The organism is Sulfitobacter sediminilitoris (assembly GCF_010667575.1).
Taxonomy (GTDB): Bacteria; Pseudomonadota; Alphaproteobacteria; order Rhodobacterales; family Rhodobacteraceae; genus Sulfitobacter; species Sulfitobacter sediminilitoris.
The window spans coordinates 360,266-383,641 of record NZ_JAABNT010000002.1 but is presented as its reverse complement, the minus strand read 5'-3'; the positions used below and the strand labels follow the sequence as shown (position 1 = coordinate 383,641).

27 protein-coding genes and 2 riboswitches are annotated in these 23,376 nt (G+C 58.3%); of the genes, 11 read left to right on the top strand and 16 right to left on the bottom strand.

Features of this window, described 5'->3' with window-relative positions:
- Position 1 precedes the first annotated feature (1 nt).
- The 3 genes from GV827_RS04735 to GV827_RS04725 all read right to left on the bottom strand — a co-directional run bounded on the left by GV827_RS04735 (position 2) and on the right by GV827_RS04725 (position 1,582).
- The gene (locus GV827_RS04735; RefSeq protein ID WP_164352543.1) at positions 2-244 is read right to left on the bottom strand and encodes an exodeoxyribonuclease VII small subunit; all 243 of its coding nucleotides are present in this window, start codon (positions 242-244) and stop codon (positions 2-4) included.
- A gap of 127 nt (positions 245-371) precedes the next feature.
- Positions 372-1,073, bottom strand: coding sequence for a response regulator (locus tag GV827_RS04730; RefSeq protein WP_164352542.1), 702 nt, complete (start codon positions 1,071-1,073; stop codon positions 372-374).
- The gene (locus GV827_RS04725) at positions 1,070-1,582 is read right to left on the bottom strand and encodes a MarR family winged helix-turn-helix transcriptional regulator (RefSeq protein WP_164352541.1); all 513 of its coding nucleotides are present in this window, start codon (positions 1,580-1,582) and stop codon (positions 1,070-1,072) included. The genes GV827_RS04730 and GV827_RS04725 overlap by 4 nt, the downstream gene beginning before the upstream one ends.
- 160 nt (positions 1,583-1,742) lie before the next feature.
- On the opposite strand from GV827_RS04725, the gene GV827_RS04720 reads away from it, so the two are divergent.
- Together GV827_RS04720 and GV827_RS04715 are read left to right on the top strand one after the other, a co-directional pair.
- Entirely contained in the window at positions 1,743-2,609 is an 867-nt protein-coding gene (locus tag GV827_RS04720) for a branched-chain amino acid aminotransferase (RefSeq protein WP_164352540.1), read from the top strand.
- Between the two features lie 104 nt (positions 2,610-2,713).
- A complete protein-coding gene (locus tag GV827_RS04715) occupies positions 2,714-3,160 on the top strand; it encodes a hypothetical protein (RefSeq protein WP_204325711.1) in 447 nt (148 codons plus the stop codon).
- A gap of 47 nt (positions 3,161-3,207) precedes the next feature.
- Here GV827_RS04715 and GV827_RS23560 read toward each other — a convergent pair whose 3' ends face one another.
- The 9 genes from GV827_RS23560 to aroC all read right to left on the bottom strand — a co-directional run bounded on the left by GV827_RS23560 (position 3,208) and on the right by aroC (position 10,270).
- Positions 3,208-3,798, bottom strand: a complete 591-nt coding sequence (locus tag GV827_RS23560; RefSeq protein ID WP_268895719.1) for a cyclase family protein — start codon at positions 3,796-3,798, stop codon at positions 3,208-3,210.
- Positions 3,799-3,810: 12 nt separating this feature from the next.
- Positions 3,811-4,155 (bottom strand): hypothetical protein, encoded by a 345-nt coding sequence (locus GV827_RS23555; RefSeq protein ID WP_235930234.1) that lies wholly within the window; start codon positions 4,153-4,155, stop codon positions 3,811-3,813.
- Positions 4,156-4,468: 313 nt separating this feature from the next.
- Positions 4,469-5,236 carry an SDR family NAD(P)-dependent oxidoreductase gene (locus GV827_RS04705; RefSeq protein WP_164352539.1) on the bottom strand — a complete coding sequence of 256 codons (768 nt, stop codon included), beginning with the start codon at positions 5,234-5,236 and terminating at the stop codon, positions 4,469-4,471.
- Positions 5,236-5,829 carry a cob(I)yrinic acid a,c-diamide adenosyltransferase gene (gene cobO, locus GV827_RS04700; RefSeq protein ID WP_164352538.1) on the bottom strand — a complete coding sequence of 198 codons (594 nt, stop codon included), beginning with the start codon at positions 5,827-5,829 and terminating at the stop codon, positions 5,236-5,238. The genes GV827_RS04705 and cobO overlap by 1 nt, the downstream gene beginning before the upstream one ends.
- Positions 5,830-5,838: 9 nt before the next feature.
- Positions 5,839-6,813, bottom strand: a complete 975-nt coding sequence (locus GV827_RS04695; RefSeq protein ID WP_164352537.1) for a DMT family transporter — start codon at positions 6,811-6,813, stop codon at positions 5,839-5,841.
- 51 nt (positions 6,814-6,864) lie between these two features.
- Positions 6,865-7,722: an alpha/beta fold hydrolase gene (locus GV827_RS04690; RefSeq protein WP_164352536.1), complete on the bottom strand. Its 858-nt coding sequence runs from the start codon at positions 7,720-7,722 to the stop codon at positions 6,865-6,867.
- A 107-nt stretch (positions 7,723-7,829) separates the two neighbouring features.
- Positions 7,830-8,339 (bottom strand): ferric reductase-like transmembrane domain-containing protein, encoded by a 510-nt coding sequence (locus GV827_RS04685; protein ID WP_328823113.1) that lies wholly within the window; start codon positions 8,337-8,339, stop codon positions 7,830-7,832.
- Positions 8,340-8,464: 125 nt separating this feature from the next.
- Positions 8,465-8,953 (bottom strand): peptidase associated/transthyretin-like domain-containing protein, encoded by a 489-nt coding sequence (locus GV827_RS04680; RefSeq protein WP_164352534.1) that lies wholly within the window; start codon positions 8,951-8,953, stop codon positions 8,465-8,467.
- A gap of 213 nt (positions 8,954-9,166) precedes the next feature.
- Positions 9,167-10,270, bottom strand: coding sequence for a chorismate synthase (gene aroC, locus GV827_RS04675; RefSeq protein ID WP_164352533.1), 1,104 nt, complete (start codon positions 10,268-10,270; stop codon positions 9,167-9,169).
- Between the two features lie 318 nt (positions 10,271-10,588).
- Between aroC and GV827_RS04670 the strand changes: the two genes are divergently transcribed.
- The 4 genes from GV827_RS04670 (at position 10,589) to GV827_RS04655 (ending at position 15,645) form a co-directional block, all read left to right on the top strand.
- On the top strand, positions 10,589-12,142 hold the full coding sequence (locus tag GV827_RS04670; RefSeq protein ID WP_164352706.1) for a phytoene desaturase family protein: 1,554 nt from the start codon (positions 10,589-10,591) through the stop codon (positions 12,140-12,142).
- 176 nt (positions 12,143-12,318) lie between these two features.
- Positions 12,319-12,419, top strand: a riboswitch (TPP riboswitch).
- 34 nt (positions 12,420-12,453) lie between these two features.
- The gene (gene thiB / locus GV827_RS04665; protein ID WP_164352532.1) at positions 12,454-13,434 is read left to right on the top strand and encodes a thiamine ABC transporter substrate binding subunit; all 981 of its coding nucleotides are present in this window, start codon (positions 12,454-12,456) and stop codon (positions 13,432-13,434) included.
- The gene (locus GV827_RS04660; RefSeq protein WP_164352531.1) at positions 13,410-14,966 is read left to right on the top strand and encodes a thiamine/thiamine pyrophosphate ABC transporter permease ThiP; all 1,557 of its coding nucleotides are present in this window, start codon (positions 13,410-13,412) and stop codon (positions 14,964-14,966) included. The genes thiB and GV827_RS04660 overlap by 25 nt, the downstream gene beginning before the upstream one ends.
- The gene (locus GV827_RS04655) at positions 14,953-15,645 is read left to right on the top strand and encodes a thiamine ABC transporter ATP-binding protein (RefSeq protein ID WP_164352530.1); all 693 of its coding nucleotides are present in this window, start codon (positions 14,953-14,955) and stop codon (positions 15,643-15,645) included. Before GV827_RS04660 ends, GV827_RS04655 begins: the two co-directional genes overlap by 14 nt.
- Before the next feature lie 126 nt (positions 15,646-15,771).
- On the opposite strand, the gene GV827_RS04650 is transcribed toward GV827_RS04655, so the two are convergent.
- Positions 15,772-16,221 carry a 6,7-dimethyl-8-ribityllumazine synthase gene (locus GV827_RS04650; RefSeq protein WP_164352529.1) on the bottom strand — a complete coding sequence of 150 codons (450 nt, stop codon included), beginning with the start codon at positions 16,219-16,221 and terminating at the stop codon, positions 15,772-15,774.
- Between the two features lie 84 nt (positions 16,222-16,305).
- A riboswitch (FMN riboswitch) is annotated at positions 16,306-16,460 on the bottom strand.
- A gap of 61 nt (positions 16,461-16,521) precedes the next feature.
- Between GV827_RS04650 and GV827_RS04645 the strand changes: the two genes are divergently transcribed.
- From GV827_RS04645 to GV827_RS04625, 5 genes are all read left to right on the top strand, one after another.
- Complete coding sequence (locus GV827_RS04645; RefSeq protein WP_164352528.1) at positions 16,522-17,148, top strand: FMN-binding negative transcriptional regulator; 627 nt, start codon at positions 16,522-16,524, stop codon at positions 17,146-17,148.
- A gap of 83 nt (positions 17,149-17,231) precedes the next feature.
- Positions 17,232-17,843 carry a glutathione S-transferase gene (locus tag GV827_RS04640; RefSeq protein ID WP_164352527.1) on the top strand — a complete coding sequence of 204 codons (612 nt, stop codon included), beginning with the start codon at positions 17,232-17,234 and terminating at the stop codon, positions 17,841-17,843.
- A 176-nt stretch (positions 17,844-18,019) separates the two neighbouring features.
- The gene (petA, locus tag GV827_RS04635; RefSeq protein WP_164352526.1) at positions 18,020-18,580 is read left to right on the top strand and encodes a ubiquinol-cytochrome c reductase iron-sulfur subunit; all 561 of its coding nucleotides are present in this window, start codon (positions 18,020-18,022) and stop codon (positions 18,578-18,580) included.
- 11 nt (positions 18,581-18,591) lie between these two features.
- Positions 18,592-19,935 carry a cytochrome b gene (petB, locus tag GV827_RS04630; RefSeq protein WP_164352525.1) on the top strand — a complete coding sequence of 448 codons (1,344 nt, stop codon included), beginning with the start codon at positions 18,592-18,594 and terminating at the stop codon, positions 19,933-19,935.
- An 11-nt stretch (positions 19,936-19,946) separates the two neighbouring features.
- On the top strand, positions 19,947-20,744 hold the full coding sequence (locus GV827_RS04625; RefSeq protein WP_164352704.1) for a cytochrome c1: 798 nt from the start codon (positions 19,947-19,949) through the stop codon (positions 20,742-20,744).
- Positions 20,745-20,812: 68 nt separating this feature from the next.
- Here GV827_RS04625 and GV827_RS04620 read toward each other — a convergent pair whose 3' ends face one another.
- The 3 genes from GV827_RS04620 to dapF form a co-directional block, all read right to left on the bottom strand.
- Entirely contained in the window at positions 20,813-21,172 is a 360-nt protein-coding gene (locus GV827_RS04620; RefSeq protein WP_164352524.1) for a putative quinol monooxygenase, read from the bottom strand.
- A 63-nt stretch (positions 21,173-21,235) separates the two neighbouring features.
- Positions 21,236-22,489 (bottom strand): tRNA (N(6)-L-threonylcarbamoyladenosine(37)-C(2))-methylthiotransferase MtaB, encoded by a 1,254-nt coding sequence (gene mtaB / locus GV827_RS04615; RefSeq protein ID WP_164352523.1) that lies wholly within the window; start codon positions 22,487-22,489, stop codon positions 21,236-21,238.
- Positions 22,486-23,328: a diaminopimelate epimerase gene (gene dapF, locus GV827_RS04610; protein WP_164352702.1), complete on the bottom strand. Its 843-nt coding sequence runs from the start codon at positions 23,326-23,328 to the stop codon at positions 22,486-22,488. The genes mtaB and dapF overlap by 4 nt, the downstream gene beginning before the upstream one ends.
- Between the last annotated feature and the right edge of the window lie 48 nt (positions 23,329-23,376).

The window sequence follows — 23,376 nt, the reverse complement described above, 5'->3', positions numbered from 1 at the left end:
CTTACAACCCTTCGACAGGTTTGGTGCCAACGGGGTTGCCATCACCGTCCAGCGTGATTGCGGCGACCTTCTCTTCGGCTTCTTTCAGCTTGGTCTCACAGCGCGCCTTCAGCGCGGCACCACGTTCATAAAGCGCGATGCTTTCATCCAGTGCTACATCGCCGCGTTCCAACTGGCCCAGAACCTTTTCAAGCTCCGCCATGGCAGTTTCAAAGTTCATCTCTTCAATCGGTGTATCAGCCATCACAGCGCCTCACATCAAAACTCACTGTCCACCCATAACGGGGATCGCCACTGGCTTCCAGATGTGCGGCTGTATCTCTTTTCCGGCTCTCTTTACCTTTCGTGCCTCTGACCCGGGTCGGCTGTTGCTAATCCGTTTCCAACATATAGCCAGCGCCGCGAACAGTCTGAAGGTAGCGTGGCTGTTTCGGGTTTTCCTCGATCTTGCGCCGCAGCCGGGTGATCTGCACGTCCACCGCGCGTTCCTGCGCCTGTCCCCGATCCCGGCCCAACTCCTCGACCAGTTTCGCACGGCTCAGCGGCTCTCCAACTTGGGCAGCGAATATTTTCATAAGTTGAATTTCTGTGGCCGTCAGGCGCACCAGATCGTCGCCCTGCCACATCTCTCCCCGCTCCATGTCGTACCGGATGGCACCCAGCGACAGGACCTTGGGCGCGGTGTCTTCCGCACTCGTATCGGGCATCCGCCGCAGGATTGCATTGATCCTCAGAAGCAGCTCCTTGGGTTCAAACGGTTTGGCGAGGTAATCATCCGCCCCCGCTTCCAACCCTTCGATCCGGTTGTCTGTTTCGCCCTTGGCGGTCAGCAAGAGGATTGGCGTCTGCATGGTCTCGCGCAAGCTCGCGGTCAGGGCCAACCCGTCTTCGCCCGGCATCATCACGTCCAGCACGATCAGGTCAAAGTCGAGGCCTGACAGAATGCGCCTTGCGTGGGCAGCATCGCGTGCGGCTGTGACAAGGAAACCGTTGCGGATCAGGAATTTTTGCAAGAGGGTGCGGATCCGCTCATCATCGTCGACGATCAGCAGGTGTGAGTCCATCTCGCTCACTGGCCGGTCTCCCTGAGCTTTGCATAGCTGGCGCGCATTTCGGGATCCATCATCGCCTCAAGAACGGTGCGGAAACCTGCGACGGCTTCGGGTCCGGCCTCGCGAAACGCGGCACGCAGGCGCGCGCGCTGGGCATCGGACAGTTTCTGTTCCAAGGCACGGCCTTCGTCCGTCAAATGCAAGTGCCGCTCCCTTTTATCGTTCCGCCCTACCCTGCTTTCGACCAGACCATCAGAGATCAAAGTGCGCAACACACGATTGAGGGACTGTTTCGTAACACCGAGAATATTCAGCAGGTTGTTCACAGTCGTGCCCGGCGCGCGCCCGATGAAATGGATCGCCCGGTGGTGGGCCCGACCATAGGTCAGATCGGCAAGAATGCGGTCAGGATCGGCGGTAAAGCCCCGATAGGCAAAGAACATCGCCTCGCTGCCTTGCCGCAGCTGTTCATCCGTCAGAAAGAGCAGCGTATCGCCCCTGACAGCGGAAGTCTGTCGTCCGTCAGACATTGCGTGCCTCTTCATCTCGTTCAGCGTCAGTTTATGTCAGCCTTGTTGACACTCCAAGGGTGAAAGGCTAGGGAATCGCAGCTTTTGCGACAGGAAATGTCCGAACCGGACCTAGCGGCGCAACATTCTTAAAATAGTTGGTACTCGAAAGGGGTGTACGATGGCGGGATATGATGATCGGGATGGCCAGATCTGGCTGGATGGCAAGCTGGTGGACTGGCGTGACGCCAATGTCCATATCCTGACCCATGCGATGCACTACGCGTCATCGGTGTTCGAGGGCGAGCGGGCCTACAACGGCAAGATCTTCAAAAGCCGCGAGCATTCCGAGCGTCTCAAGCGCTCTGCGCAGATGATCGATTTCGAAATCCCTTGGACCGTGGACGAGATTGAGGCAGCCAAGGTCGCAACGCTCGCCGCGTCGGGTTTGCAGGATGCCTATGTCCGCGCCATCGCCTGGCGCGGGGCTGGTGAGGACATGGGCGTGGCATCCGCCCGCAATCCTGTGCGCTTGGCCATCGCCGCATGGGAATGGGGCGCGTATTACGGTGACGCCAAGATGAAGGGCGCGAAACTGGACATCTCCAAGTGGAAGCGCCCCTCGCCCGAGACAATTCCCAGCCATGCCAAGGCAGCGGGTCTTTACATGATCTGCACCATGTCCAAGCACGCGGCAGAGGCCAAGGGCTGCTCCGACGCGATGATGTTCGACTATCGCGGCTACGTGGCAGAAGCGACTGGCGCGAACATCTTTTTCGTCAAAGACGGCGAAGTGCACACGCCCGATCCTGATTGCTTTCTGAACGGGATCACGCGGCAAACGGTGATTGGCATGCTGAATGACAAGCAGGTCAAAGTACACGAGCGGCATATCATGCCCGAAGAACTGGAAGGCTTTGAGCAATGCTGGCTGACCGGCACTGCCGCCGAAGTGACCCCGGTGGGCCAAATCGGGGATTACAACTTTGAGGTTGGCGCACTGACGCGGGATATCGCGGAAAGCTACGAGAAGCTGGTGCGGGCATAACCCGCATCCCTTCTCAGAAATCGAATAATCAACAAGCCTGCTGACACCCTGCTGTCAGCAGGCTTTTGTTATCTCCTCCTCAGATTGAATTGAGGAGTCCCCCCTTGTTACAGATCATCCAGACCGGTTTCGACACCCGACCCATCGAAATGCAGCCGATGTGGCTGATCACTTATCAGGCCCCGGCCGAAGACATTGACCGCGTGTTCGACGCCATCTGTGCCATCACGCCGCTTGTGCAGGGAAATACTGATCGCAACGGATACCGCACACCGGGTGGGCAGGAATACTATCGCCCGCGTGAGGGGACGCCTGCCGGGGCTGAGGATGAGCTGCGGCGAAGGCCCGGTGTAAACGAGATGCGGTTCTTCCTGCCGCGGGATGAGAACGTTCTGGATGCGGTGATCGAAGCGATCTACGAAGTGCACAGCTATTATGAGCCAGTCATCATCGTGCAGGAGGTGTTACGCAGCCTGTGTAGGGGATTGGATTACAGCGACAACCCCCACCGCTGGTGGAACAATAACGGTGACTGGAAGACGGCGCCTTAAGACGGGGTGATGCTCCCGGTTTCGCATCGGGAGCATCGAGGCAGCGTTTAGTACAACGCCACCGGATTGATCATCGCTTGAACCGCGCCTTGGATACGGTTCTGGCCCAGCACGAACATGAACTCGTTTACGCCTTCATCAAGCAGCGGACCCACGTTCATCGTCTCAAGGATGTAGATGCCGTTTTTCTTAAGGAACGTCACATGGCCGTAGAACACCTTGTCGCCCTCCTTGGGCGGGACGGCCTCAAGTCCCCAGGTATCGGCCCCGACTGCCATAGGATTGAGCGAGGCCAGATATTCCGCGCCTTCATTGTCGAGACCGGGTTCGGCCTGACCCCAAAGCGCGGGATTCTCAACGAAGGTGACATCGGTCCAGCCGGTGTAGAACAGGATGATGTCACCCTCGCGCAGCTCCACGCCCTGCGCCTCTGCCGCTGCCTTGATCTCTGCCGAGCCAAAACTTTGGCCGGCCTCCATCACATCCACGCCCGCCTGCGCAGCCATGTCGAGGATCACACCCCGGCCCACCAGTGGCGGCACGTCGTGGGTTCCAAGCTTGGTCAAACCTGTGATGACGCTGATTTCTTTCTCGTCCAGGCAGTTGTAATACATCCCGTGCTCACCAAGATGTCCCAGACCGTCAAGCTGCTAGCCGATGCCGATCCAGGTTTGCAGGACGTCGTCGTTGTAATTCCCCTCGTAGCCGAACCCCGTCAGCTTCTGACCGCCCTGCTGGTTTGGCTGAACCACCTGCAGGCTGAGTGATCGGGGCGGGAAGGCAGGTGTGTCCGGCCCGATGGTGATGCCCAGAGGCATGGATTTGCCCTGTTTGATCAGTTTAGCGGCCTCAAGCGTGCGTTCTGGCGTCACCAAATTGGCCGAGCCGATCGTGTCTTCCGCACCCCATTTAGACGGTGCGCAATCCTCTGCCATGGCGGCACTCGCGCCAAAGCCAAGCGCAACGGCAGCAGCGAAAATGTGGTTCTTGTTCATGGTTATCCTCCCTTGAAGAAGGTCAGGCTACCACGATTCTCGTGTTGCGCGAGTCTTGAGTATGCAGGCGGTGCATTGTCGCCAAAGAGGGCCAGCCCGCCGTCAGCGGAGTGATTTGCATCCGCTGGAACGCAGATTTTGCGTTTCCTATGAAATGATTTGAGCGAGGCTTTTACAGAATTGTTCCGGCAAACCGCATCGCCCAGGTGATCTATCTTGGCGCGGTTGTAGTGAATTGGAACCCGTAACAATGGCCATGTCCCGGAGGGCTTACATGACAAAAAGTTCGATCACAGATCCTGAATGAATTGCCCTAGAGCGTTCGAAGTGCAGGAAGGCCGACACCAGTGCTTTGGAAACCGCCGTCAGCGGCGATGATCTGTCCCGTGACATAGCTGGCTTTTGGACTGCACAGAAACGCGATGACTTCACCTATTTCTCGCTCTGATCCATAGCGGTTCAGCGGGATGGCGTCATGGTATGCGTCGATGATGTCTTGGGTATGTACGGCCATTGCCAGTTTCGTCCGCACAGGACCGGGGCAAACCGCATTCGCGCGGATGCCATATTCGCCCAGTTCTGCCGCTTGTTGCTGTGTCAACTGGATGACGGCAGACTTGGACGTGCCATAGGCCACGCGCAGGGTGGATGCCCGCAGGCCAGAGATCGACGCGATGTTGACGATGGCCCCCTTGGTTTCCTTGAGCGCCGGGATCGCGGCCTGAGACATCAGGAACACGCCATCAAGATTGGTTTCCATCACGCGGCGCCAGCGGGCAAAGTCAGTTTCTTCGATGGGTCCGAAATCAGCCACGCCAGCGTTGTTGACCAGCGCGTCCAGCCGCCCGAAATGAGTCACGCATTCACGGATGGCCTGCGGCGCGGCCTGCGGGTCGGAAACATCATGCAGCAGGCTAAGCGCGGCGCCATCAAATTGCGCTGCAGCCTCTTTCAGAGCATCCTCATCCCGGTCCAGCAGCGCAACCCGCCAGCCGTCGGCGGCCATCAGATGTGCAGTCGCAAGGCCGATGCCCCGTGCCGCGCCTGTGATCAGGGCGACTTTCGCTGGTGTATCGGCCATCAGTAGTCCACCCCACGCTGGGCCTTGATGCCCGCCTTGAACGGATGCTTGACCTCGGTCATTTCGGTCACCAGATCGGCGTAGTCACATAGCTCAGGCTTTGCATCGCGTCCGGTCAGGATGACGGCGGTGCGCTTGTCACGTGCGTCGAGTCCGGCAATGACATCTTCGACCGACAGGTAGTCATAGCGCATGGCGATGTTGATCTCGTCCATGACGATCAGATCATAGTCGCCGCTTTCCATCATCTCGCGGCCCTTGGCAAAGGCGGCCTGCGCGGCCGCGATATCGCGTTCCTTGTCCTGCGTATCCCAAGTGAACCCCTCGCCCATTGTATGCCAGGTCACCTCGCCCAGACGGTCGAAAAACTGGCGCTCACCGGTTTTCCATTTGCCCTTGATAAACTGGACAACGCCAACCTTCTGTTTCCAGCCAAGTGCCCGGACGATCACGCCAAACGCGCTTGAGGATTTACCTTTACCTGCGCCGGTGTGGATCAGCACGAGGCCCTTTTCCGGGTCCTGCAGCTCTGCCACCTTGGCGCGCTGCTTGGCTTGGCGCTCCTGCATCTTTTGCTTGTGATCGTCTGACATGGGTCGTCCTTAGTTTGGCGTGCCGGAAGGCGCAGTGCTGGGTTTCGATTTGCTGCGGTCAAGCCCCAGCTGGCGTTCGCGCCAGATAATGAGCACACCGCCAGCAATGACAAGGGCTGCACCGACAAGAATGGTCAGTGTCGGCACTTCGCTGAAGACAAGCCAGCCAATCAGCGTGGCGAAAATCATCGAGGCATAGTCGAAAGGCGCGAGCATCGAGGCGGTGCCAAAACGATAGGACGATGTCACCATGATCTGCGCCACGCCACCGATAAGGCCCGCGCAGATGACAAGGCCAATGACGTTGAGGCCGGGATTGGTCCAGGCCAGTGACGCATGGGGAATGAGCCATCCGAGGGGGAGCGTCAGCAGGGAAACGACTGTCGCGGTCAGCGAGAAATAGAAGACGATGGCGCTGGTTGTGTCGGTCTGGACAAGGCGTCGGACATGAATTTGGACCAGGGCGCGCAGGATTGACGCGACCAGAACCATCAGCGCACCCAATGCGGCCGCGCGTGTGTAGCTGTCATCGAGCGAAAGGCGCGGCGCGATGACGATCATCACCCCGATCAGCCCAAGTGCGACAGCAGAAAGGCGAATGAGCCGCACACGTTCGCCAAGAAAGATCGCCGCAAAGATCACGGTGAACATCGGCGTGGCGTATCCGATGGCGGTGACCTCCGGCAGGGGCAAAAGCGCAAGTCCTGCAAAGGTCAATCCCATGGCACAGGTACCAAACAGGCCGCGCCAGACATGGCCAAGGATATTGTTCGCTTTCAGCCCGTCATGCAGGTGCCCCTGTTGCCAGAGCCAGCCCATGATGATCGGAATCGCAAAGAGCGAACGAAAAAACACCGCTTGGCCGGGGGGCACCTGACCCGATGCTGCCTTGATCAGCGCCGCCATCACCATGAACAAAAAGACCGCGCCAATCTTTAATGCGATGGCGCGTCCGGGTCGGTTCTGGGTCAGGGATTTCGACATGAAAGCTTCATGCGCCCCTGTCCGGCAAAGTGCAAGCGTGTGACTTGGTTCCTAGGGTGCGCCGCTCACAAAGCGCCGAATTGCGGCCAACGCCTCGTCTGGTTTGTCGCCAACGACCCCATGCCCACAGTTCTGAAACCGGATGAATTCCAGATCATCTGACCCTAATCCCTCTGCGATGACCTCGCTGAATTCAGGTAGCGTGATCGGGTCTTCCTCGCCCACCATCACCAAGGCCGGGCAGGTTATCTTGCCAAGGTCTGCACGGAAATCCATGCGCCCATGTTCATTGTTCGGCCCGTTGAAATGAAGGGCCGTCTCGTTGCGCCACAGGATCCGCGAGAGCCAGTCTTGAGACTCTTTCTTTTTGTAGCTGTAGAACGGCACACACATCTCCCTGTACAAGGCGCGCCCTTCATCAGTTGGGTTTGTCCAATAGGTTTTGGCAATATCGCCGATGGCCTTGCCTCCACGTCTTTCGAACGCTTGGAAAACGGTCGGGAAATCGACCTTCGCCGCCGTGCTGATCAAGACCAGACCACCCGCATGGTCCGGGAACTGCGTGGCGTAGGACAGGGTGACGAAACCACCGAAGGATGTGCCGATCACGATGGGTTTTCCTACGCCCAGTGCATCGCATAATGCCTTGAGGTCGGCGCCCCATTGCTCAAGGTTCCATTTGCTTTCGTCGCTGAAATCGCTGCGTCCGTTACCGCGATGATCGTAATAGATGACCTGAGCGATATCTGTCAGTTGGCTGAAATAGGGTTTTGAGACGGTGTGATCTGCACCCGGTCCGCCGTGGACCATGATCACCGTCGGTTTCTCGCGCATCTGCGGGCCATCGGGTGTTAGGCTTTCACCGTCCACATCAAAGTACAATCTTGCTCCGTTGACGTGCGTGTACATGCCTGCTGCCCCTTCCTGACAGGTTGAGTCTGGCAGATAAGAGACAAATCTCAAGTGGATCGGGGGTGTTTCGCGCGGTGCGATCGCGAAGGCCGGGGATAGCCGTTCTATCCTTCACGTCTGCGCTTGAAGCTAGCCCAAACGCGCAGATCAACGATCACTTTCGCGGTTGCTAACACGACAAGAAGACAAAGAGCTGCCTTCGATACAGTCTCCATTGTCCCTTCGATCAACATCGCATGCACCACACTTCCCCCCACGGTCAATGCGGCCAGGATCGTGTGACCAACACGCCATATCGGTGGTTTGACGCGTAACCGTTTGCGGAACACCGCCATAAAGGCGGCAGCGAATACCGCCCACATGGCAATGTTGCCCCAAACGGAAAACGGTGTGGGGGATCTGAAGAGAAGGACATCAATCACGTCCGGCGGGCTGGTGATCCACAGGCCCAAGACATGGACCAAAATCGCGACAACCAAACTTGTGCCAATCCAGCGATGCACACGCCGCCCACGGGGAACGGAAAGGCCAGGAAGATACCCACCAGCCAGCAATGGCTGGAGCAGGATAAGGGTCATTGCAATGACACCTGCAAATCCCGCAAGGATATACACTGGATCGCGCCACGCCAGCAGAGGACTTGTTGCTGCTGCCGCAATCGGCAGAACAACCGTAATGCACAGGGCAGCCCATATGAAAAGCTGGCTGACAGGACGCTTTGCTGGCGAGGCCACAGATATCAGACCGGCTGAAGGACGAAATCCGCATTCAGGGTGGTATCTTTGGCGCTTGACATGACGGGGCGCAGGAACACCGTCTGAAACCCCTCCCCTTCGTAGGCAAGATGCCCATGCGCCTGACCAAAGGCAGGGACGATCTGGGGCATCTCAAGGCGGAAAATGCCGTTCGCGTCGGTCAGCGTGGCACCATGGCTTTGCGGATCGCGTTCGTGCCCCTCGGTTGTATGCGCCCAGATCTGGATACGCTGCCCGGCAAGTGGTGCGCCATCGCCGGCGCGGCGCACGGTGCCCGTCATCCAGAAACCGCCGCCGCCGATGCGGTCAACGATGGGCGCGCCGGGACGATAATTGTTGGCCCCACCCCGCATGGTTGGCGTTGGCGCAAGGCCCTTGGCGCGGGCCGGAACGAATAGGCCCGTGGCGCTTGTCGCCAGAAATGCACCAGCGGTTGCAAGAAGGGTGCGGCGTGTCTTTGACTTAAGGGTCATTTGAAATCCTCCGGTCGTCTTGCGATCAGCCTGCCGGGTTCCGCAGACATTTCGATCTGTCCGTGAAACATAGCAGCTTTGCCTGAGGAATTGAGGGATGCAGTCGCGATGTGCGACGATTTTCTCTTCACGCCTGCGTGATGGACTGGTCTAAACCGTGCATAAGAACCGGCCTGAGAACCTTTTGACTTCGCATCGATCAGGCTGATCGGGTTAACCGATACGGCCTTGGTTTTCGCCCACTTGACCACGGTGTAACAGCAGATGGTCCAGCAGCACACAGGCCATCATCGCCTCGCCGACAGGGACGGCACGGATGCCCACGCAGGGATCGTGACGGCCCTTGGTGATGATCTCGGTTTCTTCGCCCGATTTCGTGATGGTCTTGCGGGTGGTCAGGATGCTTGAGGTCGGTTTCACGGCAAAACGCACGACCACATCCTGCCCTGTGCTGATCCCACCCAGAATACCGCCCGCATGGTTGGACGAATACCGAGGCTGTCCATCGTTACCCATATAGATTTCGTCAGCGTTCAATTCGCCCGTCAGCATGGCGGCTGACATGCCTTCGCCGATCTCGACACCTTTGACGGCATTGATGCTCATCATGGCGGCGGCCAAATCGGTATCAAGCTTGCCATAGACCGGTGCGCCAAGGCCTGCGGGTACGCCGCGCGCGGTGACTTCGATAATTGCGCCAACCGAGGAGCCGGATTTGCGCAGACCATCCAGATAATCCGCCCAGTCTGTCGCAGCCTTCGCGTCAGGCACCCAGAAGGGGTTTTCGTTGATCTGGTCCCAGTCAAAGGCATCACGGTTGATCTGGTGCGGTCCCATCTGGACCATATAGCCGGTGATCTGAAGATTGGGCGCAAGGGCCTTGATCGCCTCGCGGGCAAGGCCACCGGCGGCGACGCGGGCAGCGGTTTCCCGCGCCGAGGACCGCCCGCCGCCACGATAATCGCGGATGCCATATTTCTGGAAATAGGTAATGTCGGCGTGACCGGGACGGAACTTGTCCTTGATATCGCCATAGTCCTTGGACCGTTGATCGGTGTTTTCGATCATCAGCTGCACGGGGGTGCCTGTGGTCACCCCCTCAAAGGTGCCGGACAGGATTTTCACCTGATCGGGCTCGCGGCGCTGAGTGGTGTATTTGTTCTGCCCGGGTTTGCGCTTGTCGAGCCAGTGCTGGATCATGCCCTCGTCAATCGGCACACCCGGAGGGCAGCCATCGACCGTAGCCCCAAGGGCAGGCCCGTGGCTTTCACCCCAGGTGGTGACGCGGAAAAGATGACCGAAAGAGTTCATGGACATGGGCGTGCTCCTGTTAAGGGAGAGCATTAGCGAGGTGAACGCTGGGCCTCAAGGTGTAGAGTGTCCCGGTCCAGCGACGCCACTTTGACAGAGACGGTCGGATAGGTGGCCTTTCAGACAACGAAGCACCACGCATCGTTGCCGCGCGATCAAGGTTTTGGCGGGCTGCGTGCCGATTGAGTTAAGTCAACTTTCGATCTGACCGTGACTGTAGCCTTAGGGCACAAGACAACGCCCCGTGCCAGTTTGCAGGCCTGCCAAGACATCCTGTCGGTAGAGGTGGCGCTGGCAACCGCAAGTACAAATGGGGGTCACGAAATGACCGATTCAGAGAAAGATCGTTGGGACGTCATAGTCATCGGCTCAGGCATGGGGGGGATGGCAGCCGCTTCAGCGTTAAGCAGAGTCGGACATAAGGTGCTTCTGCTTGAGCAGCACCAAACGCTAGGCGGATTGACGCACAGCTTTTCCCGCGAGGGTTTTTCTTGGGATGTCGGGATACATTACCTCAGCGAAATGGCCCCTGAAGACCGCGTGCGCCGGTTGATAGACTGGCTGTCCGACACGCCGATCGAATTTGTACCCTTGGGGTCGGTCTACGATTACTTGCATATCGGATCTGCTGAACCGCTGTCCCTTTCCCGGCCCTTTGAAGCGCAGGAGAGAGATCTCAAAGACCGTTTTCCAGATGACGCCGAGGCTATCGAGGCCTGGACCCAGGCGCTGCGCGACGGTCAGGATGCCATGCTCAAGGTGTTTCCAACTCGGGCAATGCCTGAAATCGCAGGCGACATGCTTGACTGGTGGAACCGCCATGCGATTGAAAAGTGGTGCGCCCGCACCACGCGGGAGGTCATTGACGACATCACGGACAACCCGGCGCTTGCGGCTGTGCTCGCTGCGCAATGGGGCGATCACGGAGGGCGGCCAAGCAAAGCCAGCTTTGCGATACATGCCTTGATTGCCGGGGCCTATCTGCCGAGCGGATCATGGTATCCGGTAGGAGGCAGCGCCGCCTTTGCGGACCACATCATTCCGACGATCACCAAAAATGGCGGCGAGGCCCGCGCTGGTGTCCGTGTGACTGGTCTGGTCTTTGAAGGCGACACAGTTGTCGGCGTCCGGACTGACGATGGAACGGAATTCCACACGAAGGCTGTCGTGTCGGATATCGGTGCGCGGGAAACGATTGACACGCTCTTGCCTGAAAACTGTGGCCACGACGACTGGATTGAAGAAATCCGCGCTCTGCCCCCAAGCATCGCGCACTTTACCCTGTTTCTTGGCTTTGAAGGTGATGTTGAAGCCGCTGGGGCCACCAAAGCAAACCATTGGATTTATCCCGAAGGCAAGGTTGATGCCGTCTGGACAGACGCGCCCGACGGACCCCCGCCATGTATGGTTGCGTCCTTTGGTTCCCTCAAGAACCCGGCACATGACCCCGGAGAGCGGCAAAAGCATATGGGCCAGTTCCTTGTGTGGGCTGATTGGAAGACAGTGGAAAAATGGGCCGACCTGCCCGCAGGCGCACGGGGCGACGATTATGCCGAATTCAAGCGTCGGACGGAGAAAACCCTGATGGCAGAATACGAGAAACATTTTCCCGATCTTGCAAAGCTGGTGGTCTATCGGGAACTGTCGACACCACTTTCCACCGTCAGCTTTACAGGCCACCGCAAAGGCGCGTTCTATGGGCTTGATGTAACTCCAGAACGCGTCGTGTCGGATGCCCTGCGTGCCCGGACACCGGTTCCGGGTCTTTTCCTTGCGGGTCAGGATGTCGCAAGTCCGGGAATCCCCGGCGCGCTTTGGGGTGGGCTCCTTTGCGCAGGCACCATTGATCCAAAGGTCATGCGCCAATTTCGAGGATAATCAGGCTGCTTGCTGCGCAGTAACGTCTGAGCATCGCATGGGCCTCTGCCGTGAAATGGGACCCATTTCGGGTAAAGGCACAGACGCGTTTGAAACGGCAGATAGGGCCAGAGAGATCCACTTTGCTCTTTGGGCCGTCTTTTGCCTTGCCTTACAGCACCGTCCGAACTACCTGTTCCGTCACCTCGGGGGGCCATCCACTGGCTGAGATTGCGCAAGCTGACCCGTTGAACCTGAACCGGTTAACACCGGCGGAGGGAAGGTCTGGGCATACTTCCAACACCTCTCGACGCCGCAAATTGGAGGATACCATGAAGTATCTTGCACTTGCTGCTACCACCACACTCGCCGCGACAGCAGCCGCGGCCGATACACCTGAACTTGTTGTTTACACCTATGACAGCTTCGTCTCGGACTGGGGTCCCGGTCCGCAGATCGAAAAGGCGTTTGAGGAAACCTGCGCCTGCGACCTGAAATTCGTCGGCAACGGCGATGGCGCTGCGCTGCTGGCGCGATTAAAGCTGGAAGGCACGCGGTCTGACGCTGATCTGGTGCTTGGTCTGGATACCAGCCTGATCGCGGCAGCCAAGGAAACGGATCTGTTTACCGAGACCGCAGTCACCGCAGACTATGCGCTGCCGATTGACTGGACCGACAATACCTTCGCGCCTTACGACTGGGGCTATTTCGCCTTTGTTCATAATACGGATCTGACCCCGCCTGCGAACTTCAAGGCGCTGGGCAAGAGTGATCTGAAGATCGTTATTCAGGACCCGCGCTCTTCCACGCCCGGGCTGGGCCTGCTGATGTGGGTCAAAGATGCTTACGGGGCAGAGGCAACGGCGATCTGGGAAGGCTTGGCAGATAACGTCGTGACCGTCACCAAGGGTTGGTCCGAGGCTTACGGTCTCTTCCTCGAAGGAGAAGCGGATATGGTGCTGAGCTATACGACCTCGCCCGCGTATCACATCATCGCCGAAGAAGATGAAAGCAAGGCAGCGGCGATATTCGACGAAGGCCACTACATGCAAATCGAAGTGGTGGGGCGCCTGGCGGGATCGGACCAGCCGGAACTTGCGGAAAAGTTCATGCATTTCATGGTGTCTGATGCGGCGCAGTCGATCCTGCCGACGACCAACTGGATGTATCCGGCGGTGATGCCCTCGGGCGGTCTGCCCCAAGGGTTCGAGGCGCTGGTGAAGCCTGAAAACGCCCGCCTGATCGACGCGGACAAGGTACCGGCGCTCCGGGATGAGGCATTGGCCGAGTGGCTCGGCGCGCTCTCTCAGTAAGCGTAAAGTCTGGCATCGGCGCTGCGGCCTTGGTCGTGGCACTGATCGTTGCTGCGTTGCTGGCAGTGGTCTCGCGGGCAGAGGTGGGCGCAGGTTTCCTGAGCTCTGACTGGGCCGCGATCCGGTTCACTGTCTGGCAAGCAGTCCTGTCGGCACTGTTTTCGGTTGTGCTGGCCGTTCCGGTCGCGCGCGCCTTTGCCCGGCGCCGGTTTCGGGGCAGGGCAATACTGGTCACGCTTCTGGGCGCTCCGTTTATCCTCCCAGTGATCGTGGCCGTGCTGGGATTGCTGACGGTGTTTGGCAGGAGCGGTTGGCTAAACGTGGTTTTCGAGGCCGTCGGTCTGCCCCCCGTATCGATATATGGCCTGCATGGTGTCGTGCTGGCGCATGTATTTTTCAACCTGCCACTTGCGACGCGGTTGTTGCTGCAGGGCTGGCAAACCCTGCCCGCTGAACGCTTCCGTCTGGCAGCTCAACTCAGACTTACGCCTTGGGCCATGTTCCGGACCCTTGAATGGCCGCTATTGCGGCAGGTTGTGCCGGGAGTAACAGCTTTGATTTTCGTGATCTGCCTGACCAGCTTTGCGGTTGCGCTGACGCTGGGTGGCGGGCCAAAGGCGACAACGGTGGAGCTCGCTATTTATCAGGCGTTCCGTTTCGACTTTGATCTGGGTCGTGCCGCGCTTTTGTCAGTGACGCAGCTGGTGTTGGCAGGCGCTGCGGCGGTGCTGGCGCTGTCGATCATTCCATCGATATCGATGGGCGGTGGTCAGGATCGGCCCTTGCGACGCTGGGATGCGCTGGGCGGTGCGCAGCGGGTGCAGGATACCGTTGTAATCACGCTTGCCGCTGCGTTCCTGTTGCTACCGCTGTGCGCTGTTGTGCTGCGCGGAATGGCGGGGCTGGCTGTGATGCCACCGCAGGTCTGGGCGGCGGCGGGGCTGTCATTATATGTTGCCATAATAAGCGTACTGGTCTTGCTTGCGCTGGCTTTGCCGATGGCGGGTTGGATCGCTTCGGGGCGCACAGGCGGGACGGAGGCCATCGGCCTGTTGGGACTGTCGGCATCGCCGCTGATGATCGGGACGGGGTGGTTCATCCTGATCAATCCGCTGATGAACCCTGCCGATCTGGCGCTGCCGGTCACGGCGCTGGTCAATGCGCTGATGGCCCTGCCCTTCTGCTTGCGGATCATGGTGCCGCGGCTGCGGGACACGTTGCAGGATTTTGGCCGCCTAAGTGTAACGTTGCGCCTGAAGGGCTGGCCATTATGGCGCTGGGTGATCTTGCCCCGCCTCGCACCGCAGATCGGATTCGCTGCTGGCTTGACCGGGGCGCTGTCGGTTGGGGATTTGGGTGTCATCACTCTTTTTGCTGATCAGGAACGGGCCACGCTGCCTTTGCAGATGTACCGCCTGATGGGGGCATATCAGATGGAGGCGGCGGCGGGTGCGGCGCTCTTGCTGTTGGTGATGGCGCTGGGCATCTTCTGGGTTTGTGACAGGGGTGGGCGCTGGCATGCTGAGGCTTGAGGGGCTTGAAATTACGCAGGGCGATTTCCGCCTTGCTGCGGATATGACTCTTAAACATGGTCGGAAGTACGCAGTGATCGGGCCATCCGGTGCCGGGAAATCAACGCTGCTGGGTGCTCTTTGTGGGTTCGTGCCGCTGGCGGCCGGCCGGTTGTTCTGTGGTGAGACGGAGATCACCAACGCAGATCCGGGCGCACGGCCCATGACGATGCTCTTTCAGGACAATAATCTTTTTCCACATCTGACGGTGCTGCAAAATGTCGGGCTGGGCATCAAGCCCGATCTGCGACTGACCAGCGAGGAAAAGGCGCGAGTGGAGGCGGCGCTGGTTCGTGTCGGACTTGGGGATCAGATGACCAAGAAACCGAATGCCTTGTCCGGTGGCCAGCAAAGCCGTGCGGCGCTGGCGCGGGTGTTGGTGCAAGCACGCCCTTGGGTTTTGCTGGATGAACCCTTCGCGGCATTGGGTCCAGCCCTGCGCAATGAGATGCTGCAACTGGTGCAGCAGCTGGTGGCCGAGACAGGCGCAGGGCTGATCATGGTCACCCACGCGCCTGAAGATGTGCGGCGCATTGCGGATGAGGTGATCTTTGTGGGATCAGGCCGCGCAGAGGCACCACAACCAGCGGCGGCCTTGATGCAAAATCCACCGCCGGAACTAAAGGCGTACCTTGGCTAGGGCCTGCCACGGGCTTCGGACACTTGAGATTGCCAATGCCGAAGCGGCCCTGAGAAGGGCGGCACGTCTGTCGATGTGGCCCAGCGTTTTCGAACCCGCTGGGCCTGTTCTGTCTAAGCAACTGTTTTACGCGGCGATCAATGCGCGCGTTTCAACCATTTTGAGCGCAGCAAAGGCCGCTTCGCGTCCCTTAACCACGAAATGGTCCCGATAGATGGCGTTGTGATGATCGGTCTCCTGATACTGGTGAGGGGTCAGCGATACAGACAGGACCGGTATCCCTGTATCAAGACCCACGCGCATCAGCCCATCAACGACAGCGCTGGCGACAAAGTCATGACGGTATATGCCGCCATCAACGACAAAGGCAGCGCAAACAATCGCGTCATAGCGACCGGTAGCTGCAAGTTTCTGCGCCATAAGCGGCAGTTCAAATGCGCCGGGTACGTCAAATACATCGACAGTGCTGGCAGGAATGGTTTCCAGAAATCCATCCAGACTGCGGTCCACGATATCTGCATGCCACTGTGCCTTTATGAATGCGAAACGGGCGGGGGCTGAATTGCCATGTGTCATGTTGATCTCCTTCAGGTTCAGACACGTCTCCACCCAAGGCGATCACACGCAGCTACCGACGCACCGAAGGCGTCAGCAAAATGCGCGCATTCTCTTTCATCCGGACTTTAACCGTCGGCCCCGGACTTTGACCGGGTCTGCTGACCAAGCGCCCCGAAACGGGGCACGTTGCGCTCGCGGGCTTGAGGGTGCGCCCTCCCACCGCCGGTGGGGAATTCCACCCCGCCCTGAGAATGCTTGCACCCTGCCGGGAAGATGTGGTCTGTGCAAGTCAGACGTATCGTCACAGGAAGTCTGCTCATGCATCCCAACCCGATCTATCATGATGCCGAGACGGCGCAGAATCTTGGCTTTGCCAGAGAGCGTGGCTTTGGCGTGTTGTCGGTCAATGGACCTGACGCCCCGATGCTGAGCCATGTGCCCTTCTTGCTAAGCGAGGATGGTCAGGTCGCTGAACTGCATCTGGTCCGCTCCAACCCCATTGCCCGTGCATTGAAAGAACCTCTGCAGGCCAAGATCGCGGTTTCGGGGCCTGACAGTTACATCTCTCCTGACTGGTATGGCGTGATCGATCAGGTGCCGACATGGAATTACATTGCCGTGCATCTGACCGGTGTGCTGGAGTTGCGTCCGCACGAAGAACTGCACGATTTGCTGGACCGGCAGTCGGCTGTCTATGAAGATCGGCTGCTGCCAAAGGTGCCTTGGAAAACCGCAAAGATGTCTGATTGCGTCATGGACAAGATGATGCGGATGATCGTGCCTTGCCGGATGCAGATCACTGACGTCGATGGAACGTGGAAACTGGGACAGAACAAGCCGGATGCCGTGCGCGCAAGTGCAGCAGAGCACGCCAAGGCATATGGATTTGGCGCAGAGGCAGATATCCTGGCTGCGTTGATGCAGGGCGTATCCCCTCGCGACTGATAAAGAGCAATGGTACAAAGCCGTGATTGCGCCCGTGCCGCACGCAGGCGATACTTTGTCCGAACATAAGTTGGAGAAATCTCATGAAACTCGCCTACTCCCCGACCTCGCCCTATGTCCGCAAGGTCATGGTGTTGCTGCATGAAACCGGACAGCTGGACGATGTCGCACTGGAGAACCTTGCCACCACGCCATTTGATCCGGCCGAGGGGCTGCTGCCCAGCAATCCTTTGGGGAAAGTGCCCGCATTGGAGCGGTCAGAGGGACCGGCGCTTTATGATAGTCGGGTAATTTGCGCCTATCTGAACGACCGTGCCGGCGGCAGCCTTTATGGCAAAGGCGCGGGGCATTGGGATATTCTGACGCTTGAAGCTACAGCAGACGGTATTCTGGATGCCGCCCTGCTGATTACCTACGAATCGCGTTTGCGCCCGGAAGACAAGCGCATGGACGCATGGGCCGATGCGCAGTGGGACAAGATCGCCCGCGCCTGTGCGGCTCTGAATACTCGCTGGATGAGCCATCTGTCCGGTCCTCTCGACATGGGCCAGATCGCTGTGGCCTGCGCGTTGGGATACGTTGATTTCCGCCATGATGCACGCGGTTGGCGTGCAGGGAACGATGCACTGGCCGCTTGGTTCGAAAACTTCGATTCGCGTCCATCCATGCAGGCTACCCGGCCTCCGGCAGGCTAATTGCGTCAGTTTACCCCGATTTCCATGATCTTAACCCCACAGTGCGACGGTTTGCGCGTCTTTGGCATCTAGACGCACCGGGGTCGGCAAGCTAGATAGCCCCCTAACCGGGTTGTGCATTTGCGCTGCCCAAATTTCCAGTGGCCCGTCGGGTCCTTAAAGATTGGAGAAAACACGTGTCCAACGCAGAAGATCACGCAGGCACCCGTAGGGATTTCCTGTACTATGCGACGGCTGGGACTGGCGCAGTGGCTGTAGGTGCTGCGGTTTGGCCCCTCGTCAATCAGATGAACCCATCCGCAGACGTGCTTGCGCTGTCGTCGATCCGGGTTGACGTCAGCAGCCTCGAAGTGGGCTCTCAACTGACAGTTAAATGGTTGGGTAAGCCTGTTTTTATCCGCCGTCGGACCGAAGAAGAAATTGAAGCTGCGCGCGCCGTCGATATGGCGGATCTGCCAGATCCTATCGCGCAGAACGAAAACATTAACGGGTCCGAGCCTGCGCTGGACGCTAACCGCACGCTGGATGAGGCGGGTGAATGGCTGGTGATGATGGGCGTATGTACGCACCTTGGCTGCGTTCCTTTGGGCGACGCGGGTGATTTCGGCGGCTGGTTCTGCCCCTGCCACGGTTCGCACTACGACACGGCGGGCCGCATTCGCAAAGGGCCTGCGCCCACCAACCTGCCAGTGCCTGTCGCTGAATTCGTGGACGAAACCACGATCAAACTGGGTTAAGGGAGAAAGATATGTCTGGAATTCCTCACGACCATTACGAGCCAACCTCAAACGGAGAAAAGTGGCTGCACCGCCGCCTGCCCGTTGTTGGCCTGTTGTATGACACATTGATGATCCCCACGCCCAAGAACCTGAACTGGATGTGGATCTGGGGTATCGTTCTGACTTTCTGTCTGGCGCTGCAGATCATCACCGGCATCGTTCTGGTGATGCACTACACGCCTGACGTGGACCTCGCGTTCTCTTCTGTTGAGCATATCATGCGGAACGTGAACGGCGGCCACATGCTGCGCTACATGCACGCAAACGGGGCATCGCTGTTCTTTATCGCGGTATATGCGCACATTTTCCGTGGTCTGTACTACGGCTCCTACAAGGCACCGCGCGAGGTCACGTGGATCATCGGAATGCTGATCTACCTGCTGATGATGGCGACGGCCTTTATGGGCTACGTGCTGCCATGGGGCCAGATGTCCTTCTGGGGTGCGACCGTGATCACCGGCCTGTTCGGCGCGATCCCGTTTGTCGGTGACACGCTGCAGACGTTCCTGTTGGGCGGACCAGCGGTGGACAATGCCACACTGACGCGCTTCTTCAGCCTGCACTATCTGTTCCCATTCCTGATTGCGGGTCTTGTGATCCTGCACATCTGGGCCTTCCACACGACAGGCAACAACAACCCAACAGGTGTTGAGGTCCGTCGCGGGTCCAAGGAAGAAGCGGAAAAAGACACGCTGCCCTTCTGGCCCTATTTCGTGATCAAAGATCTGTTTGCGCTGGCGGTTATTCTGGCTGTGTTCTTTGCGGTTGTCGGCTTTATGCCGAACTACCTGGGTCACCCTGACAACTACATCGAAGCAAACCCACTAGCGACGCCTGCGCACATCGTGCCCGAATGGTACTTCTTGCCGTTCTACGCAATCCTGCGTGCCTTCACATCTGATGTGTGGGTGGTGATCATCGCGGAGACGCTGACAGGTGGCATCATCGACGCTAAGTTCTTTGGTGTTCTGGCGATGTTCGGTGCGATTGCGGTCATGGCTGCTGTGCCATGGCTGGATACCTCAAACGTGCGTTCGGGCCGCTACCGTCCGATGTTCAAATGGTGGTTTGCACTGCTGGTCGTCGACTTCTTTGCCCTGATGTGGCTGGGTGCGATGCCTGCGGAAGAGCCCTATGCGACCTTCTCGCTGATCGCGTCGGCCTACTGGTTTGCGTATTTCCTTGTCATCCTGCCGCTGCTTGGAGTGATTGAAAAGCCCCTTCCGCAGCCTGCGACGATCGAGGAAGACTACAAAGCGCATTATGCCAAAAATGTCGGTGGCACGAAAACCATCGTGGAGCCTGCGGAGTAATGAAAATGAGCATGATCAAGAAACTGACCGCCTCCGCACTTGTGGTGTTTGGCCTGAGCACCTCCGGTGCTCTGGCTGCCGGGGCAACGGACACCCACATTGAAGATTTCGATTTCTCGTTCGAGGGTCCTTTTGGCACCTACGATGTGAACCAGCTTCAGCGTGGTCTTCAAGTCTACACCGAGATTTGTTCAGCCTGTCACGGCCTGAAGTTCGTCCCGCTTCGGACCCTCGGTGATGAGGGCGGACCAATGCTGCCCGAAGAGCAAGTCATCGAATACTCCAAGCAGTACGAAGTGTATGACGCCGAGCTGGATGATTTCCGCGAAGCGGTTCCGACCGACCACTTCCCTGAATCAAACCTCGAAACTGCGCCTGACCTGTCTTTGATGGCGAAAAAGCGCGCTGGTTTCAACGGTCCGTACGGGCTGGGTATCAACCAGTTTTTCAAAGGTATCGGCGGCCCTGAGTACATCGCATCCTTGCTGGTTGGATATACCGGCGAAGAGAAAGAACAGGCCGGCGTTGTGTTCTATGAAAATACGGCGTTTCCGGGCGGTTGGATCGCGATGGCACCACCGTTGTATGGCGACGATGTCGAGTATGCTGACGGTCACTCAACCGACCTGCACCACTTGTCTGAAGACGTATCTGCCTTCCTGATGTGGACCGCTGAACCCAAAATGATGGCGCGCAAGCAGGCCGGTTTTGCCGGGGTGATCTTCCTGACCGTCCTCGCGGTGCTGCTGTACCTGACGAACAAACGTATCTGGGCGCCGGTTAAGCGGCGGATGAAAGAAGAGAACTGATCTCTTACACTTCCTAGACCATTCTAGCCCCCGCAGTTCCGCTGCGGGGGCTTTTTTGTAGCGCGGTTCTAACGATGAAAGCCTGCCACGCGCTCTTGATGCGTGGCCCCGAAACCGGCAAGCGCTGCCCGAACTTCATCATTGGCCGGCCCGTAGACCGTAAAACGTATCGGCGCGAAGGCAGTGAGAAACCTGTCCGCAAATTTTGCGCCAAAATTGCCCAGATGGGTCATCACAGCAGCGTTGTCCGAATAGCGCTCCAGAACCGTGCAAGTGCTGCGGTCTTCGGGCATGAAGTATTCGTAGTGCAATGCGCCCGGTTCATCTGCCTGCGTGGCGGCAACCATTTCGTCCAGCAAGGGCTGAACGCTATCTGCCTGTCCGTCCTGCACCCGCATCTCAAGCACCCATTCAATCACGTCACTCATATCCCGCCCTCCCGGCAAAAAGGATAGCCTAGTTCAGATCGCTGTGATCGCAAACTATGTCTGTCAAGCAGCCAGTTGCGCGCCTTGGACGTGTCGAATGGTGGCAGTCACGATCTGCCCCTCAATCTGTGGAGAGCTGAATACGGTCTCGGTAAATTGCTCTGTCCGTCCCATCGTTGGGTTTTCCATCAGGATACGATGTTCTTTGCCCAGCTGCGCTGCCAGATGCTTTGACACCTGAGCTTCACCCGCAGCGCGCAATAAGCTGGCACGTTCCTTAATGTAGCGGCCATTCACGGCGGGCATGCGCGCGGCGGGCGTCCCGGGACGGGCCGAATAGGGGAAAACGTGCAGCCACGTAAGATCGCAATCCGTCACCAGTTTTAGCGAATTCTCGAACATCTCTTCCGTCTCGGTCGGGAAGCCCGCGATGATATCTGCACCAAAGGTCATTTCCGGCCGCAGCTGGCGGGCTTCGTGACAGAAAGCAATCGCATCATCACGCAGATGACGTCGCTTCATCCTTTTGAGGATCATATCATCGCCGTGTTGCAGAGACAGATGAAGATGCGGCATCAACCGCGGCTCTGTCGCGATTGCCTGCATTAGGTTCTCATCAACCTCGATGCTGTCTATGGAACTGATCCGCAGGCGCGGCAGGTCCGGTACGAGTCTGAGAATGCGCATGACCAGATCGCCCAACTTGGGGGCGGCGGGAAGGTCCGCACCCCACGAGGTAAGATCTACGCCGGTCAACACCACCTCGTTGAACCCCTTGTCCACCAGCCGTTTGATTTGGTCGACCACAACCCCTGCCGGAACCGACCGTGAATTGCCGCGACCGAACGGAATGATGCAAAACGTGCAGCGATGATCGCAACCGTTCTGCACCTGCACATACGCACGGCTGCGTGTGCCGAACCCGTCAATCAGGTGTCCTGCAGTTTCAGTGACCGACATGATGTCATCGACCTGCAGGGCCTCTGTCTCACCGATGAAATCGGCGGCCAGACCGCGCCACGTGTCGGGCTGCATCTTCTCTGTATTGCCAATGACGGCGTCCACTTCACCCATCTTGGCAAAGGTATCCGGCTCCGTTTGTGCAGCACAGCCTGTTACGATCAACCGCGCATCCGGATTTGCCTTGCGCAGCTTGCGGATATCCTGCCGCGCCTTGCGCACGGCTTCGGCTGTCACGGCACAGGTATTGACGATGACCGCATTCTCCAGACCCGCTTGCCCCGCAAGGTCTTTCATGGCCTCAACCTCATAGGCATTCAGACGGCAACCGTGGTTTGAGAATACTGGAGCGCTCATGAGATGCTCTCTAGGAAATCTGGTGTAAGCGTCCCGCTAAAGACATGCGCGGTCGGCCCGATCATCCAAACGCCGTCATCGCGCCAGTCCACGTGCAGGGTGCCGCCGTGCAGATCAATCTGGACCTTGTGGCTGGTCAGCCCCCGCCGCACCGCCGCAACCGCCGTTGCACAGGAAGAAGAACCAGATGCGAGGGTAATCCCCACACCGCGTTCCCAGACACGCATACGGATATGGTCAGGTCCGATGATCTGGGCGATCTGCACATTGGTACGCTCTGGAAAAAGGGCATGATGCTCAATCCCTGGTCCAAACTGCGCAAGATCGACGTCGCCAACGTTCTCAACAAAGAAGGTGCAATGTGGATTTCCCATACCGGTCGCGGTGGGCGTACCATCAATCGGCAACTCAAGCGTATCAAGCTCATGGGAAAGCGGGATCTCTTGCCAATCAAGCTGCGGCTGACCCATGTTGACCGCCGTTAGCCCGTCGCCCACATCCTCAGCCAGCAGGGTGCCTCGATCTGTCGTAAGATGCAGCTTGGTCTTGCCGCTTTCCTGCATCAGAAATCGCGCAATACAGCGGGTTGCATTTCCGCAGGCCGCTGACGTGGAACCGTCAGCGTTGAAAAACGTCAGATGCGCATCGCCCGTCCCATTTGAGATGACGGCAAGCTGATCAAATCCCACACCAAAGTGCCGATGACCGATTCCCTTCGCCACCTTTGGTGTGATTGCCCAATCCTGCACACGTGCGTCCACCACGACAAAGTCGTTTCCCAGCCCATGCATCTTCATAAAGGGCAAGCTATCTGCGGAATCTCCGGTCATTCCGGGCATATAACCCGGCCCATGCGACATATCCAGCATGCGTCCATCATTTAACGT

Coding starts and splice junctions, on each gene's coding strand:
- thiB (WP_164352532.1), top strand. CDS start 12,454: ATGAAGTATCTTGCACTTGCTGCTACCACCACACTCGCCGCGACAGCA.
- GV827_RS04650 (WP_164352529.1), bottom strand. CDS start 16,221: ATGACACATGGCAATTCAGCCCCCGCCCGTTTCGCATTCATAAAGGCA.
- GV827_RS04695 (WP_164352537.1), bottom strand. CDS start 6,813: ATGTCGAAATCCCTGACCCAGAACCGACCCGGACGCGCCATCGCATTA.
- petB (WP_164352525.1), top strand. CDS start 18,592: ATGTCTGGAATTCCTCACGACCATTACGAGCCAACCTCAAACGGAGAA.
- GV827_RS04725 (WP_164352541.1), bottom strand. CDS start 1,582: ATGTCTGACGGACGACAGACTTCCGCTGTCAGGGGCGATACGCTGCTC.
- GV827_RS04690 (WP_164352536.1), bottom strand. CDS start 7,722: ATGTACACGCACGTCAACGGAGCAAGATTGTACTTTGATGTGGACGGT.
- GV827_RS04645 (WP_164352528.1), top strand. CDS start 16,522: ATGCATCCCAACCCGATCTATCATGATGCCGAGACGGCGCAGAATCTT.
- GV827_RS04705 (WP_164352539.1), bottom strand. CDS start 5,236: ATGGCCGATACACCAGCGAAAGTCGCCCTGATCACAGGCGCGGCACGG.
- GV827_RS04620 (WP_164352524.1), bottom strand. CDS start 21,172: ATGAGTGACGTGATTGAATGGGTGCTTGAGATGCGGGTGCAGGACGGA.
- GV827_RS04655 (WP_164352530.1), top strand. CDS start 14,953: ATGCTGAGGCTTGAGGGGCTTGAAATTACGCAGGGCGATTTCCGCCTT.
- GV827_RS04640 (WP_164352527.1), top strand. CDS start 17,232: ATGAAACTCGCCTACTCCCCGACCTCGCCCTATGTCCGCAAGGTCATG.
- GV827_RS04720 (WP_164352540.1), top strand. CDS start 1,743: ATGGCGGGATATGATGATCGGGATGGCCAGATCTGGCTGGATGGCAAG.
- dapF (WP_164352702.1), bottom strand. CDS start 23,328: ATGCCCGGAATGACCGGAGATTCCGCAGATAGCTTGCCCTTTATGAAG.
- mtaB (WP_164352523.1), bottom strand. CDS start 22,489: ATGAGCGCTCCAGTATTCTCAAACCACGGTTGCCGTCTGAATGCCTAT.
- GV827_RS23555 (WP_235930234.1), bottom strand. CDS start 4,155: ATGAACAAGAACCACATTTTCGCTGCTGCCGTTGCGCTTGGCTTTGGC.
- GV827_RS04680 (WP_164352534.1), bottom strand. CDS start 8,953: ATGACCCTTAAGTCAAAGACACGCCGCACCCTTCTTGCAACCGCTGGT.
- cobO (WP_164352538.1), bottom strand. CDS start 5,829: ATGTCAGACGATCACAAGCAAAAGATGCAGGAGCGCCAAGCCAAGCAG.
- aroC (WP_164352533.1), bottom strand. CDS start 10,270: ATGTCCATGAACTCTTTCGGTCATCTTTTCCGCGTCACCACCTGGGGT.
- GV827_RS04670 (WP_164352706.1), top strand. CDS start 10,589: ATGACCGATTCAGAGAAAGATCGTTGGGACGTCATAGTCATCGGCTCA.
- GV827_RS04625 (WP_164352704.1), top strand. CDS start 19,947: ATGATCAAGAAACTGACCGCCTCCGCACTTGTGGTGTTTGGCCTGAGC.
- GV827_RS04735 (WP_164352543.1), bottom strand. CDS start 244: ATGGCTGATACACCGATTGAAGAGATGAACTTTGAAACTGCCATGGCG.